Raw genomic sequence first — 13,491 nt, 5'->3', positions numbered from 1 at the left:
ACGAAGCGGTAGCTTCAGTCCGGCACGACCAGGTGACGTACTATCTCTGTAGCGAAGAATGTCGACAGCGCTTCGAGAAACAGCCCGCAGTATACACCGAGTAGGGAGCCTACGCACAGTAGCAAATGGCCGACTGACGTTTATGGAAGGGCGAGGCGTACTGCCAGTATGCCAGTTGAGCCGGTCTGCGGTATGGAAGCCAGCGACTCAAGCGAAATCACCGCCGATTTCGAGGGGACGACGTTCTACTTCTGTTCGTCCGACTGTCGTGATTTCTTCGAAGAGCACCCGAAGCGATTCGTCGACGAGCCACGACCCCACCTCTGTGATGCGAGTGGCGTAATGGTACCGCGCTTGCACTACGGCCGCGCCGTCGGTGAGTTCAACCTGACGGTCGCCGACCCGGAATTGCTGAGCGTCGGTCTCGAGGACGACACCGACCTTCAGTTCGATCTCGAACGGGCGAATAAAGCTGCAGAACGATCCTGATTCCTTAGCGAACTTCGGATACTTCGCTACCGTTTTCGTCGACCGATTCTCGAACCGTCATTTCCAAATCCCGGTCCTCTCGAACCGTCTTGATGAGTGCTTCAAGCAGACTGTTATACGCATTCGGGCGCTCTATCATAGCGACGTGACCGGTACGCTGTAGCCTGCAGAAAACGCTCTCGGGAATCCGCCTCGCGGTTCCGCGTGCCACCTCGATGGGAACAATACCGTCGGCTGGTCCGTGGATGACGAGCGTTGGGGCATCGACTCGCTCAATATCGGGGCGACCGTCGTACCCCCAGAAGGCCTCGGTGACAGTCGTCCACGCTGAGCGACGGTGGGGAAGCGGGTTCGATTGCAGGAAGTCCTCAACCACGACCGATGGCGTCTCCTCGTGGAAGCCGACGCTGTAGGCTAACTGCCGGATGAGCGCGTCGTTCGCGGGTATCTTATAGAGTCGGAGTGCCAGAAATAGTCGCAAAAGCGGTTTCTCCCCCGCGGGGGTGAGATCATGATCGCCCCCTGCGTGTAACACGAGCCCGGCTGTGGGATGGCGCTTCGCGTACTCGATAGCGAGGGCGGTACCGTAACTGTGGCCGTGGATGATCGGATTCGTGATACCGAGTTCATCAAGGAGATTCAGGAGGTCAGCTACATGCCCGGAGAGGGACTGCTCCTGCCGCATGGTCGAGTTTCCGTTGCCGGCGAGCGCATACGTGACCAACTCGTGGGGCCCCTCGAACGCGTCTAGTTGTGGATACGGGTTCCAAAGCGACCCGAGACCACCGTGGACGAACACGATCGCCGGGTCCGGCCCGGGGAGGTGAAGCGTCTCCAGTTCAACTGATTCCGACACCGGAACGGGTGTCGGTTCAGGAAGCGTTTCGGAAACGTCGTCGAACCGGACGTATCCCGGTGGAAAAGATGGTGACGCCATACTGAGTTAGAGATACCCCCTGCGGTGGTGTCGAATAGACGGTCCATCTGAGAGCCTGCTCCGAGGATCGTCTCGGTGGACACTAACCATCCTTGACAGTTATCGGTTGAGGGCGATTGTCTGGATGACCGGGTTACCCGTCATCGTGGATCTCATGCCGATTCCAGAGCAGGGCGAACAACCCGCCCATGAGATATCCTGCAACTAACGCGATCATGAGGCCGGCACCAGCCAGAGAGAGGTCGAAATCGACCGTGTCCTCGTACTCAACGAAGTTGGTCCGGGCGACAGTGGCGACCGCTGTTTCAGAGACGCCCGAGACGACGAATCCGATCCATGCAGCGTGCGACGCTGCGAAGATGGCACCGAATATGAGTCCTGCCCGGTTGGCGGAGATTTCCTCGCTCATGGTTCCGCCTCTCCTATCGAGTCATGAGCTGGTCGCTCTTCAGGGGCGGTTTCATCAGCGAACAAACCCAGCATGTCTGTCATACTTGTAGCACCGGCTACGGTCGCCTATTTCACTACGATTGTGGTTTCGATACTGGCATGACAGAACACCTCTCGTTAGAATGTGAAACCGATCCGTGGCTGTAGTGACGATGACCCCAACCTGTCGAATCAAATTTCGGAGTTCTCTGGTAATCGAGCGTCCAGAGCGAACGCTCGGTCGTCCTTTAGAATTGTAAGCGTAATCGACTGAAACGAGGGGAACGACAACCAACATGAAAACGTAGGTGACCATATGGAACTGGCACTCTTCGGTGCGACAGGCGGGACCGGACGTGAACTGACGGCACAAGCGACCGAAGTGAATCACTCGATTCGCGCGCTCACTCGAAGCCCTGCAAAACTCCCACCGAACCAGGCAGTCACCGCCGTAGAGGGGGATGTACTCGATCCGGACGCGGTCGAAGCCACCGTAAACGGATCAGATGCGGTCATCTGTCTTCTCGGTCGAACGTCGGACAATCCCTCCGACGTGGTCTCTCGCGGGACCGCGAACATTATCGATGCAATGCAGGAACGGGGGATCGAACGCCTGGTCGTCCTGACATCGATGGGGTTAGGATCGAGCGTCCAGCAGGTTCCGTGGTACGTCCGCCTTGCGAACGTGACGGTGCTCTATGACCTGATGGCCGACAAAGCCAGACAGGAGGAACTCGTCGCTGGGAGCGGTCTCGACTGGACGATCGTCCGCCCCGGCGGTCTTACAGATGGACCCAAAACCGGGGAGTACGAACACGGCGTCGACATTGACGCCACGGCTGGTCCGATTTCACGCGCTGACGTTGCGGACTTCCTCCTTGAGATCCTTCAGACGGACTCCTATCTCCGTGACGTGCCAGTCGTAACGACGAACCAGAGCGTTGACGCCGAATTCCTCTGGGACCAAGTCACGGCTGTCGCGCAACGTCTACGAGGATGAGTGAATAACCGTCTCACTAATTCACGATTCCAAGATACTTTGCTGAATCGGGAATTCAGGGGTTCGGCGCATAGAGCGCGTACAAGATAGAAAGCATTCCCGCCGCCGCGACTAGTGCAGCCACGAGACCTGCCTGGAAGATTGACACCTGGAGCAGTTCGAATAGAACTCCTTCGAGGAGTCCACCGAGGCCAATTAGTGCGAACCCAAGGGCGACGTAGAGCATCAGCTGTGTTCCGTGGCGTTGGTAGCCGCGATAGGCTTGGTACGCGATAACCAGAGCCAACGCGGTCATGAACAACTTGGCGATGACGAATAATGTGTGTTTCATGAATCAGTCTCCCCGCATGTTTTCGAAGATGGATGTAATCCGGTCCGCGGGATCCGGCCGGACATCGATCTGGATGTCAAACCCCTCGTCTTGGAGGAGGACTTCGATACGTTCGAGACGTGCCTCATACTCCCGATAGTGCCGACCAGCGGGATCGACATGCGTGTACTCTTCGAGAAGTCCTTGCTCAACGAGTGTGTTGACGCGACGAGAGACGGTTGGGCGTGACATATCGCATTCCTCGCTGAGTTCTTTTGCAGAGAGTCGGTCCGTGTTCGTCGCCACGAGAATATCGCGAGCGTACTCGTCGTCGAGTGTGGCAAAGACGGCTGGTGGGCTCAACTCCTCAGTCACACTCGCATACTCGTCCTAGTGGGGTAAAATAGCCGCCCGGTTTTCTGACTCAGAACACTGGCGTACCGGTATATCGTCTCTCCCTGCGTACTCTCACTCGGTGAAGTAACAATGTCTACGATCAACTCTGGCGTCAACCAACTTGAGAGCAAGGTCGGCGGCCTGACCGTCGGTGGACGTGTCCACAGCCTGAGCGCGTGGTTCGTGCTCGCGCTGCGTCTCATGATGGGCTACGCGTTCGCGTACTCCGGGTTCACGAAGATCACGGGTGAATTCGCGGCGGGTGGCTATCTGGCGAACGTCGCGGCGACCAACGGCAACCCCCTCGCGGGACTATTCGCGTGGATGGGTTCGACCCCGTGGTTCGTCGAGTTCGCGAACGTCGCCGTGCCGTACGGCGAGCTGTTCATCGGTCTCGGACTGCTCGTCGGCGCGTTCGTCCGCCTCGCGGCGTTCTTCGGCGCGCTCATGATGGTCATGTTCTACTTCGGGAACTGGGACATCGCTCACGGCGTCATCAACGGTGACTTCGCGTACATGCTCGTGTTCCTCGCGGTTGCGGCGTTCGGTGCGGGCCGCATCCTCGGGCTCGACAAGTACATCGAACAGTACGAGGTCGGCGGCGAGGCACTCGTCGAGCGCTACCCCGTCCTCGAGTACATCCTCGGCTAACCACGCCGAACCATTTCAGGAGAAATATACATGACAAACTCAATTCAACCACGCGGTACTCGTTCCCTCGGACTGATCGTCGTCGGTGCGCTGACGGTCGCGGTTATCGGGGGTATGGCCCTAACGCACGCAGCCGTCCCGGACGCGGTGATGTGGGACTGGCACTACGGAATGTGGGACGACGGCCACATGACCGGCTGGGGGCTATGGGGATGGGGCATGATGCTGTTCGGCCTCCTCTGGATGGCCCTCATCATTGGTCTACCCATCTATCTCGTCTATTGGTTGGCTACCCGATCTCAGACTGACGGGCCCGCCGAGGATAGAGCCCTCGTGACTCTCCGTGAGCAGTACGCCCGCGGTGAGATCGACGACGAAGAATTCGAACGCCGCCGTGGCCGCCTCACGACGAATCGCTAACATACGTCGCTACCGAAGAGGAGAGCTACTACCGACATCATCCGAGATGGAAATCACACCCATCGCGGATTTTCAGATAATTCATGGACAATGGAGTAGCTGATCTGTACGAGAGAACCTACGCAGGCGCAGACTCTCCAATCTCGATGTACTGATGCTCCCACTCACGGCGGGCTTCGATTTCACGGCGGCCGCGCCGCGTGAGCGTATAGACGTTCGTCCGCTGGTCTTTCTCGCCTTTCTCGACGAGGCCCTTCTCGACGAGCGTATCGAGATTCGGGTAAAGTCGTCCGTGATGGATCTCTTTCTCGTAGTAATCCTCGAGTTCCTCCTTGATGGCGAGGCCGTGGGGTTCCTGGAGGCCAGCGATCACGTACAGGAGGTCGCGCTGGAAGCCGGTCAGGTCGTACATCGTCCCGCTCACTGATACGAAGCACTATCGCATACGTCTGTTGCCCCTCAAAGCGCAGTAAAACCCCACAGATACTGAATCAGATACCTGTATGTTTATACAGAGGACGGGAGAAATGTCGCTGCGTATGGCAGACCTGATCGTCAAATCGGCCGTGAAAGAAGCGCTCAATGACCACAACGTCTCGGCGGATTTCTACGAGGCGCTGGACGATGAGGTAACTGAAGTGCTCCAAGATGCAGCCCGGCGTGCCGAGGCAAACGATCGGAAAACTGTCCAGCCCCGCGATCTCTAGGTCGCTCGGAACGAACTATCCCTCTGCTCGAATTCACTCCCTGTTTTAAGATGTTCGTGACTGGAAGGTACAGCTATGAGTGTCACAACCGAGTCAATTCAAGTTGAGAACGTGGTTGCATCGTCCGATATCGGCCAGGAACTCGATCTTGAAACGCTCTCCGAAGACCTAGGGGCGACCGACTACGATCCCGATAACTTCCCTGGTCTCGTGTATCGGATGCACGATCCAAAAGCCGCAGCACTCATCTTCCGCTCGGGGAAAGTCGTCTGTACAGGTGCGAAAAGCGTTGACGACGTTACGACCGCCCTTGAGCACGTCTTCGACGAACTCCGCGAGTTGGGCGTCGATGTCGCTGCTTCTCCGGCGATTGAAATCCAGAATATCGTCTCAAGTGGCGACCTCGACCACACACTCAATTTGAATGCCATCGCTATCGGCTTGGGGCTCGAACACATCGAATACGAACCCGAACAGTTCCCCGGACTCGTCTACCGGCTCGACAATCCGGACGTCGTCGCGCTCCTCTTTGGCAGTGGGAAGCTCGTCATCACTGGCGGCAAGCAACTTGATGACGCCGAACAAGCCCTCACGAAGATCGAAGACCAGCTCAACGATCTCGGGCTACTGGACTGATTTGGGGACTCAAACCAGGTCGTCGGAGGCGCCGCCACTGGGAGTACATTTTTGTCTCTCCTACTCACTTTTTAAGTCGGATCGATGGCTGATGCTGAACGCGAGGGAGATGAAGTTCGCTCCGGGGATGTTCTTTCAGTGCAGGAGCTGAACGAGCGGATTGCATCGGCTATCGAAGAAACGTCTGCCCTCCACAGTGTCCGCTGTATCGGAGAAGTTACCGATCTCCACCAAAACAGTACTGCGCTCTATTTTACGCTCACGGATGGCGAAGCCGAGCTCCCCTGTATGATCTGGGCGAACCGCTACCGGGATATGGACGCCGAACTCGAAGACGGAACCGAGGTCATCCTCGAGGGCGATATCGAGTACTGGGTCGAAGGTGGGAAAATCGACCTCAAACCGTGGGAAGTGATCGTCGTCGGCGACGGCGACCAGGCGGCTGCCGTGGAGCGACTACGAAGCGAACTCGAAGAGCGTGGCTGGTTCGACGACGAACAGAAACAGCGCCCGTCGGCGTTCCCGGAGCGAGTCGGTGTTGTCACTTCTCTCCGAGGAGACGCCCGGTACGACATCCAGAACGCGATCCACGAGCAGGATCCAACCGTCGACATCCTAGTGAAGGACGCAACCGTCCAGGGATCGGAGGCGCCGACGTCCATCGCGAACGGCATCCACCATCTGGACCGCTCGGAGGACGTCGACGCGATCATCGTCGGCCGCGGCGGTGGGAGTGATTCCAACCTCCAAGCCTTCAACACCGAGCGGGTCGCGGAGGCGATCTTCACCGCCAATACCCCCGTAGTCACCGCGATTGGACACACCGATGACCGGCTCATCGCGGACCAGGTGGCGGACGTCGCGACGATCACGCCGACCGCCGCCGGCGAGTATATCGTGAGTTCTCGCGAGGAGTTCCTTGCGAGTGAGGTCGAACCGCTGGAGCAGCAACTCGAGGCTGCGTACGAAACTTTCCAGCAGGAGCACGAACACGAACAGGAACTCGTCGAAGCTGTCGACGAGGCGGCCGCACCCGAGGGCCTCCCGCCGGTCTACTACAAGACCGCAATCGCTGTGCTGCTGTTGCTGTTGTTGGTCATCACTGGGCTTTGGCTGGGGGTGATCTAAGCGTGGCAAACGATCAAGAGATCCATGACCGGCTGACCCGTGTCGAAGAAATCATTGAGCAGCTCGATGCGGACGAGTGTGGCCTCGATGAAGGTACAAGGCTCCACGAGGAAGGTCGGGAACTCTTGGCCGAGGTGCGAGAAATCCTCGACAACGGGCGTGGAGACGTCGTGGAACTCGAGTAGAATCCCATACCAATATTAACCAACAGCCAACGGCATCTAACTCCATTGTTGGTTAACGGAACCCTTGCAAGGTGAACGAGCTCTCGGATTATAATTTACTTTAGATTTTTGCGCCAGTTGGTGGCCAGAAAGCATATACCGATCTTCTAGCTATCGCACCACCATGGACCGGGGCTCAACCGGTGCATACCCACCCCGCACATATGATCACACGGGCAGTCACCATCGAAGACATCGATGATCTGTATCTGACGTGGAACAGCCATATCAACGGTTCCGCCCTCTATCGCCGCGCCCTCCGAGACGAGATGGAGCTTCGCGACGTCGACCCTGACGAGCTTCGAGATCTCTTCGAACGGGCCCGCGAACAGGGCTACACGAAAGAAGAAATCGTCGAAGAGACCAATCGCTACGCCGATCTCAAAGCACTCGTCGACGACGCAGAGGAGTAACCCGCTATGTCACAGGACAATACGCCCTCCGAGACAGCTTCGAATCGCGCCGACAGCCAGTCCACGGCGGCGAGTAGGATCCCCAGACAGGCCACGCTCATCGTGGTCTTCTTGAGCCTGTTCGCTGTGGAACCCGCCGCCGCACAGACGAACGCCGTCTGTAGCGCGGACAACCTCCCGGGTATGATTGAGGGCTTCTTCCAGCTTACCACAGCGCTGGGTATTGTCGGCCTCGCAGTCGTGTGGCAGGCCGACTCCCTCATCGAGATGTTCACGATCACGCCCGACCAGAAGAAGGGACTCAAGCGCCACAAGCGCTCCGCGATGAAGTCTGCGGTCGTCCTCGTCGCCCTCGGACCACTCTACACCGTCGCTGGGTCGATGATGAACCTCCCGCTGGCGCAGTGCGTCGACCTCGCCCCCTGGTAGACGACTACCATCCCCGTCGCGAGCCCCCATGAAACAACGAGAGCTCTCCGTGCTAATGGCCGCCCTGTTCGTGACGAGCCTAGTCACGGGTCTCGTTACTGCAAGCCCGCCACGGCCAGGCACGGAGGGGAATGGACTCACTGAGAATGAATCAGCGACGCTGTGGTCTCGCGACGCGGACAACTACATCAGCCAGGAGGAGTACCAGCAGCGCTACGGCGAGAGCCGGACCGCGATGCACCAACTCGCAAACGGGACAGACATCACGTTCACGCGCCCGCCGGAGACAGCTGCAACGTGGACGCGAAACGATTTCGCTGATCTCGAACCCGGTGGGTCGGATACGTCTGTGCATCCGCGCCACGCGTCGCTCGAAGACGGGGTGTTCATCGAGGACGCCCACGCCACGGTGTTCGCAGTGCAGCCGTCGACGCGAGGTCACTTGGAGTCGGGTGAAACCCCGCTCTATATCGCGCCGAACGGCACGATGCGGGGGTTCGTCGACTATCGCGTTCGCGTCCCGAACGGAAGCTCTTCGGGGAACACGACGATCGAGTGGTCGCTCACGAGCTACGAGGTCGAGGAGGTTCGATTGAAGAAGGACAGCGAAACCATCGTCGAGCGTGACGGCTCGCACACGCCGGCCCTCGACTACCAGATTGAGGATGACTGGAGTGCAAACCTTACGCTTGAAGCCGAAATCAGCGTCCGGCTGAAGAAGACCACGCGAATCGACCGAGGCGACGAGACCGATGTCGAGGTCACGTATCGTACCGAATCGCTCAACGTCTCGGATTCGATCGCCGTCGAGATCTACGACCTCTCTGCGTACCCCTACTACGCCGAGTATCCCAATGGTGACGCTGGTGTCGCCATTTTCCAGTCCCGGCCGTGGCAGGGGTACACGCTGACGGAGAATGGAAGCGCACGAGTGCGTGGCGTCTGGCGGTTCTACACCGCCCGGAACACCAACTGGGATACACTCGTCAGGTCAAACCGGACCGACAGCGCCACCGTCGAGTCGGATGCGATCCCTGTGTACGTCCATGCATATCCATCACGGATCGGCCCGCGTGCCGAACCAGTTCGCGATGGCCCAGAAATCATCGACACCTGGGGCACTGACCGACCGTCTCCGGACGGCACTCTCGGTGAGAACATCAACATCGACCTCGTCAACCAGTCGTACACGACGACGTACGGCGTCGCAGTTCGCGCGGAGACCGTCGACCGCAACGCGCTCCAGGTAGCGGGGATCGTACGGGGTGTGAACGCCTCGATTGTGGCACCTGACGCTGGCTCTGAGCGGCAGCTCCGGCGCAGTAATCTGACTGTTGAGGTGATCCAGCAGAACGAAAGTCAGGCCACACTCCGCATCGAACTCCGGGATAACGAGACCGGCGCCCCGATCGTGCTCAGCGATCCCGACCGACGATATCCAATCGGCGGGACCACTCGCAACGGCTACATCACCATCGCGGAGCAACGCGTCGAGACCAACGCCTCCGGGGTGGCGATTGTGACGATCGACGAGCCGGGTATCTACACGGCTCGGTACCATCCAGGTTCGTGGCTCGGGCACGACCCCGCGTATGTGAGTGCGACGGCTACTGCTCGCTGGCATCCGCTCGGCACCATCGACGGTTGGTTCGCGTTCATTTTCGAGGTTGGCTGGCAGCTCATCCCGTTCATTGTGATGTTCTACGCTGGCAAGCGGCTCCTCCGAATGCTCGGTCCAGAAGACATCTTCCAACGGAACCCATAGTCATGACTAGAAACCACCCACACATCAGTCGGCGAACCGCCCTCCGAACAGTCGCAGGTGCTGCCCTCATGAGCGTCGCTGGCTGTCTGAACGACAATGGCGGTTCTGGGACGCCTGGTGACGGAACGACCTCTCCAGATGGCAAAGGCCCACTCACGCGTATCGCTGTCGAGGGAACCACACTCGTCGTCGAACTCTCCGGAGAGGCCGACATCGACCAAGTCAATCTTATCCAACCGAACGGCGAGCTATTCGGGAAGCGTGACGTAGCCGCAGGTGCTCAGCAGGTCTCATTCGAGATTGGCACCGCGTATGCGCCCGGTGAGTACCGCGTACTCGCGTTGAAAGGCGAGGAGACAGTAGTTGAGACCACGACTGAACTCCGTCCAGAGATTCAGATACAGGATGTCGGACTCTATCGGAATAATCCAGATAAGCCGTGGGACGAAGTCTATGGTGAATCCGAGACAGACCGGATCAAGAATGGCGAGGCATTCGTCACGGTAGAGAACACAGGAAGCGGTCCGGAAGCGATAACTGAACTAATCTTCTCCGGGGACGTTCCCAATCCAATTGAGAACCCCAGAGGCAATGGAATGCACGAAACCGACCGGGTAGTAGTCTCCCCTGGTGAGACGGCCGACCTGTTCAGTAGTTCGTTTCCGTTCGGTACAGAAACTGAGGACGGGATGGGATGTTCCCCAGACGGGAATAGTGGCCAGTTTACTGTTATCGTTGAGACAGGGGTCGGTGGAAATCAGGTCTCAAGCACCTACAACGTTCAATACACTGGTTCCGACGATATGACTGATTGTGAGGTCACGATCACTGAGGTATAACGATGGTCGATCTCATTGATGTCGTCCTTGAGGGTATCAAGGGCGTCGTTGAGTGGTTCATTGGGCTGTTCATGGACGGTCTCAGATCAGGGTATGAAACTCTGACTGAGGGAATGTTCGGGACACCTACTCCAGAGACGAACGGAGCTTTTGTTTTCGGTGAACCAACCAATGCACCCTGGCCAGCGATTCACGATGCTCTCATCGGCGGCGAAATCATGCTGGTTGCCCTCTTGCTCCTCGTGATGAGCGTTCAGGGCCGTCACACGGTTCGGATCTTCAATATTGGAAGTACCTACGAAGCCCGAAAAACGAAGAAGACGGCCTGGGTCGGTGCTTTTCTAATCATTACGTGGTATTGGGTTGGCACTCTTGCACTCTACCTCGTTGACGGATTCACTATCGCCCTGATGCCGGAGCTTTCCTCGGTTACGGAGGCGATGATTGGATTCTTGGAAGTATCCATCACAAACCCCGGACTGGGGCTATTGTTCGCCGTGATTGGTGGAATCTCGATGTGGGCGCTGGAGGCGCTGTTCTACATCCGGATGATTCTGCTCTATGTCTACCTGTACGGAATGCCGATTGCATTTGCACTGGCCTACGGAAACATTCCGGTCGTATCCGATATCGCGATGGGGTTCTGCAAACGGTTTGTCCCGTTGGCTGTCCTCCCGCTTCCCGCAGCGATGGTCCTCAAGGGGTACGACTTGATCTACTCCGGTGGGACGCTCACACCGGGAACAGCGTTCCTCAAATATCTCGTCGCGGCGTCCCTCCCACTGGTCGCCCTCTACATCACGTGGAAGACGTTCAAATACGCGACTCCGCTGACGGCCAAAGTCGTCGGCGGTGCGACGAAAGGCGCAGCACTCGTCGGCGGTGTCGCCGCCGGTGGGTACCTTGCTGGCTCCGGCGTCGCGACGACCGCCGCTCGGTGGGGGCCGAAAGCCGCCGCTGGCCACGCCGTCGCGCAAAAAGCGGCTGCCCGCGGTGGACATGGAGGAGACGATGGCGGGACGCCGTCGTACCGTCGAACAGAGAATGACCCAGGTGGAGCGACAGCGGAATCGGCGAGTGACGACAGCGGGATGGAGTTTGACCGAGGGATTCACTAACTATGTCAGCAGATCAAGACGCGGCCGCACGGCGCATCATGGATCAGTTCGGCGAGGAGAGTCGCATCCCGTATCTCAATATCGAGGAAGGGGACGTCGGTATGCTCATCGCCTTCCCCATTATTGGGCTGTTTATCGCGGGGCTCACCGGGATCGAATCACTGGCCCTCCCGTTCGTTGCTGGCGGGCTTGGCTTTGGCGTTGCCGTCATCTACGTCTCACCAACCCACCTGAACGCCTGGACGTGGACCAAAGACGTCTATCGGTACCTCAAACGGCCTCAGGTCACGTTCAGTGCGCCCGCCGACGCCGACACGAGTACCAACGAGTCAGAGCGCAACGAGGGCGGACTCGCGAACTACACGCCATTCAAGCCCGACGAGCGAACGCAAGACCTCACGAACATCAAGCGAGCGTGGCCGGGCGCTGGTGCCATCCAGCGTGAAGACGGCTCGATGGAGGCGTTCATCGAGATCGATCCGGCCAACATGGACTTCGCGATGTCCGACGACTGGGCGCAGCTCCAGGACGCTGGCGAGGAGTTCGCCAACAAAGAGCTGGACTCGAAGCTCAAACTCCACGCCACAACCCGTTCATTTCCGGTGGAGCAGATCACCGAGACCATCGAGGAGCGCCTCACTGACGAAGACGTCACGGAGAACCCGATCTTCCGGGAACTCCTCGAAGAATATCGGGAAACACGGCCGAAGGAGATGCGTGACCGGGGCATTCAGCAGGTCCGGTACTACATCGGCGTTGAAGTCAGCCCGATAGAAGTATACGACCGCTTCCGTGACGAGGGCACCCCTGCCGAGAAGCTGACGCAGTTCCCCGTCATCGGGTTCCTGTTCAACCCGTTCGTCACCCGCCGCGAGGACCTCACCGACGTCGAAAGACGTGCGCAGATGTTCGAGAAGCTCGACAGTCGCGTGAACGACGTGCGATCCGAACTCATACAGCAGGCGTCGGGGTGGTCCGCACGCCGCCTCAGCACGGTCGAGCTGTTCGTCCTGAATATGGACTTCTGGAACGGCCGCGAACACGACTACGACGAGGCGGAGCGTGTGGTTCGCAACCAATCGATCATCGGCCACTCGCGCCGGGAGGACCCACACGATGCGTAACGTGCTCCTCCAGACTGGTGGTGGCGCGCTTGGCTCCGTCGCCGGGTGGCTCCAGAATCTGACGCCAGCAGAGAGTGCAGTACTTGCCCTTGCAGTGGGTCTCGGCCTTGGCGTCGGCAGTAAGTACCTCTGGGACCGCTTCACTGCGGATGATGAACCAGACGTGGACTTTACCGATGTCCTCGACGAGGAGACACTCGAAGAAGGCGAGGCCGAACGCAAGCTCCTCGACGACATCTCCGAGTCGCACAAGACCGTCACCGCGCCCGGAGCTGTCGAGTGGGAAACGCGAGCCGCACGGGTCGGCGAGCAGTGGACGACGACACTTTACATCGCTAACTATGCCGACCATCTGTATTCGGTTAAGCTTCTGAGCCTGCATAGAGATCAGCACACACCTCCTCTAAGAGCGTCATTCGTGCCGGAGACGGCTGTTTAGCTTCTTGATACAGCAGCTCAGGGATGTTCGGCGAAGG

19 protein-coding genes and 1 pseudogene are annotated in these 13,491 nt (G+C 58.6%); 15 read left to right on the top strand and 5 right to left on the bottom strand.

The window, feature by feature from the left end:
* The first annotated feature begins 168 nt into the window (after positions 1-168).
* Entirely contained in the window at positions 169-489 is a 321-nt protein-coding gene (locus NDI89_RS21320; RefSeq protein ID WP_119712794.1) for a YHS domain-containing protein, read from the top strand.
* A gap of 4 nt (positions 490-493) precedes the next feature.
* On the opposite strand, the gene NDI89_RS21315 is transcribed toward NDI89_RS21320, so the two are convergent.
* Positions 494-1,345: an alpha/beta fold hydrolase gene (locus NDI89_RS21315; RefSeq protein WP_277524681.1), complete on the bottom strand. Its 852-nt coding sequence runs from the start codon at positions 1,343-1,345 to the stop codon at positions 494-496.
* 214 nt (positions 1,346-1,559) lie between these two features.
* Positions 1,560-1,835 carry a hypothetical protein gene (locus tag NDI89_RS21310; RefSeq protein ID WP_119712796.1) on the bottom strand — a complete coding sequence of 92 codons (276 nt, stop codon included), beginning with the start codon at positions 1,833-1,835 and terminating at the stop codon, positions 1,560-1,562.
* 336 nt (positions 1,836-2,171) lie between these two features.
* Here NDI89_RS21310 and NDI89_RS21305 point away from each other — a divergent pair, with 336 nt between their 5' ends.
* Complete coding sequence (locus NDI89_RS21305) at positions 2,172-2,855, top strand: NAD(P)-dependent oxidoreductase (protein WP_119712797.1); 684 nt, start codon at positions 2,172-2,174, stop codon at positions 2,853-2,855.
* A 55-nt stretch (positions 2,856-2,910) separates the two neighbouring features.
* Here NDI89_RS21305 and NDI89_RS21300 read toward each other — a convergent pair whose 3' ends face one another.
* On the bottom strand, positions 2,911-3,186 hold the full coding sequence (locus NDI89_RS21300; protein ID WP_119712798.1) for a DUF7521 family protein: 276 nt from the start codon (positions 3,184-3,186) through the stop codon (positions 2,911-2,913).
* 3 nt (positions 3,187-3,189) lie between these two features.
* Positions 3,190-3,540 carry an ArsR/SmtB family transcription factor gene (locus NDI89_RS21295; RefSeq protein ID WP_144927678.1) on the bottom strand — a complete coding sequence of 117 codons (351 nt, stop codon included), beginning with the start codon at positions 3,538-3,540 and terminating at the stop codon, positions 3,190-3,192.
* A gap of 111 nt (positions 3,541-3,651) precedes the next feature.
* On the opposite strand from NDI89_RS21295, the gene NDI89_RS21290 reads away from it, so the two are divergent.
* Both NDI89_RS21290 and NDI89_RS21285 read left to right on the top strand, forming a co-directional pair.
* Entirely contained in the window at positions 3,652-4,212 is a 561-nt protein-coding gene (locus NDI89_RS21290; RefSeq protein WP_277524673.1) for a DoxX family protein, read from the top strand.
* A 30-nt stretch (positions 4,213-4,242) separates the two neighbouring features.
* Entirely contained in the window at positions 4,243-4,632 is a 390-nt protein-coding gene (locus NDI89_RS21285) for an SHOCT domain-containing protein (RefSeq protein WP_277524671.1), read from the top strand.
* A gap of 118 nt (positions 4,633-4,750) precedes the next feature.
* On the opposite strand, the gene NDI89_RS21280 is transcribed toward NDI89_RS21285, so the two are convergent.
* Positions 4,751-5,044 (bottom strand): PadR family transcriptional regulator, encoded by a 294-nt coding sequence (locus NDI89_RS21280; protein WP_277524667.1) that lies wholly within the window; start codon positions 5,042-5,044, stop codon positions 4,751-4,753.
* A gap of 127 nt (positions 5,045-5,171) precedes the next feature.
* On the opposite strand from NDI89_RS21280, the gene NDI89_RS21275 reads away from it, so the two are divergent.
* The 11 genes and pseudogenes from NDI89_RS21275 to NDI89_RS21225 form a co-directional block, all read left to right on the top strand.
* Positions 5,172-5,339, top strand: coding sequence for a DUF1931 domain-containing protein (locus NDI89_RS21275; protein WP_277524665.1), 168 nt, complete (start codon positions 5,172-5,174; stop codon positions 5,337-5,339).
* Positions 5,340-5,414: 75 nt separating this feature from the next.
* Positions 5,415-5,975, top strand: a complete 561-nt coding sequence (locus NDI89_RS21270) for a TATA-box-binding protein (RefSeq protein WP_277524661.1) — start codon at positions 5,415-5,417, stop codon at positions 5,973-5,975.
* Positions 5,976-6,059: 84 nt separating this feature from the next.
* Positions 6,060-7,103 carry an exodeoxyribonuclease VII large subunit gene (gene xseA / locus NDI89_RS21265; protein WP_277524659.1) on the top strand — a complete coding sequence of 348 codons (1,044 nt, stop codon included), beginning with the start codon at positions 6,060-6,062 and terminating at the stop codon, positions 7,101-7,103.
* Between the two features lie 2 nt (positions 7,104-7,105).
* Positions 7,106-7,288, top strand: a complete 183-nt coding sequence (xseB, locus tag NDI89_RS21260; RefSeq protein WP_277524657.1) for an exodeoxyribonuclease VII small subunit — start codon at positions 7,106-7,108, stop codon at positions 7,286-7,288.
* Positions 7,289-7,491: 203 nt separating this feature from the next.
* Complete coding sequence (locus NDI89_RS21255) at positions 7,492-7,740, top strand: hypothetical protein (RefSeq protein WP_095637961.1); 249 nt, start codon at positions 7,492-7,494, stop codon at positions 7,738-7,740.
* Positions 7,741-7,746: 6 nt separating this feature from the next.
* The gene (locus NDI89_RS21250; protein ID WP_277524655.1) at positions 7,747-8,169 is read left to right on the top strand and encodes a DUF7985 family protein; all 423 of its coding nucleotides are present in this window, start codon (positions 7,747-7,749) and stop codon (positions 8,167-8,169) included.
* A gap of 28 nt (positions 8,170-8,197) precedes the next feature.
* Positions 8,198-9,934 (top strand): DUF8186 domain-containing protein, encoded by a 1,737-nt coding sequence (locus tag NDI89_RS21245; protein WP_277524653.1) that lies wholly within the window; start codon positions 8,198-8,200, stop codon positions 9,932-9,934.
* 2 nt (positions 9,935-9,936) lie between these two features.
* Complete coding sequence (locus NDI89_RS21240; protein ID WP_277524651.1) at positions 9,937-10,773, top strand: hypothetical protein; 837 nt, start codon at positions 9,937-9,939, stop codon at positions 10,771-10,773.
* 2 nt (positions 10,774-10,775) lie between these two features.
* Complete coding sequence (locus NDI89_RS21235) at positions 10,776-11,891, top strand: TrbL/VirB6 family protein (RefSeq protein WP_277524649.1); 1,116 nt, start codon at positions 10,776-10,778, stop codon at positions 11,889-11,891.
* Positions 11,892-11,893: 2 nt separating this feature from the next.
* On the top strand, positions 11,894-13,015 hold the full coding sequence (locus NDI89_RS21230) for a TraC-like domain-containing protein (protein ID WP_277524646.1): 1,122 nt from the start codon (positions 11,894-11,896) through the stop codon (positions 13,013-13,015).
* A pseudogene (locus NDI89_RS21225) lies at positions 13,008-13,367 on the top strand (VirB4 family type IV secretion system protein); the annotation flags it as partial. The gene NDI89_RS21230 and the pseudogene NDI89_RS21225, both read left to right, overlap by 8 nt.
* Positions 13,368-13,491 lie beyond the last annotated feature (124 nt).

The organism is Natrinema salsiterrestre, from assembly GCF_029502005.1.
Classification (GTDB): Archaea; Halobacteriota; Halobacteria; order Halobacteriales; family Natrialbaceae; genus Natrinema; species Natrinema salsiterrestre.
The sequence above is the reverse complement of the archived record's forward strand: the minus strand, read 5'-3'. Positions and strand labels throughout refer to the sequence as shown.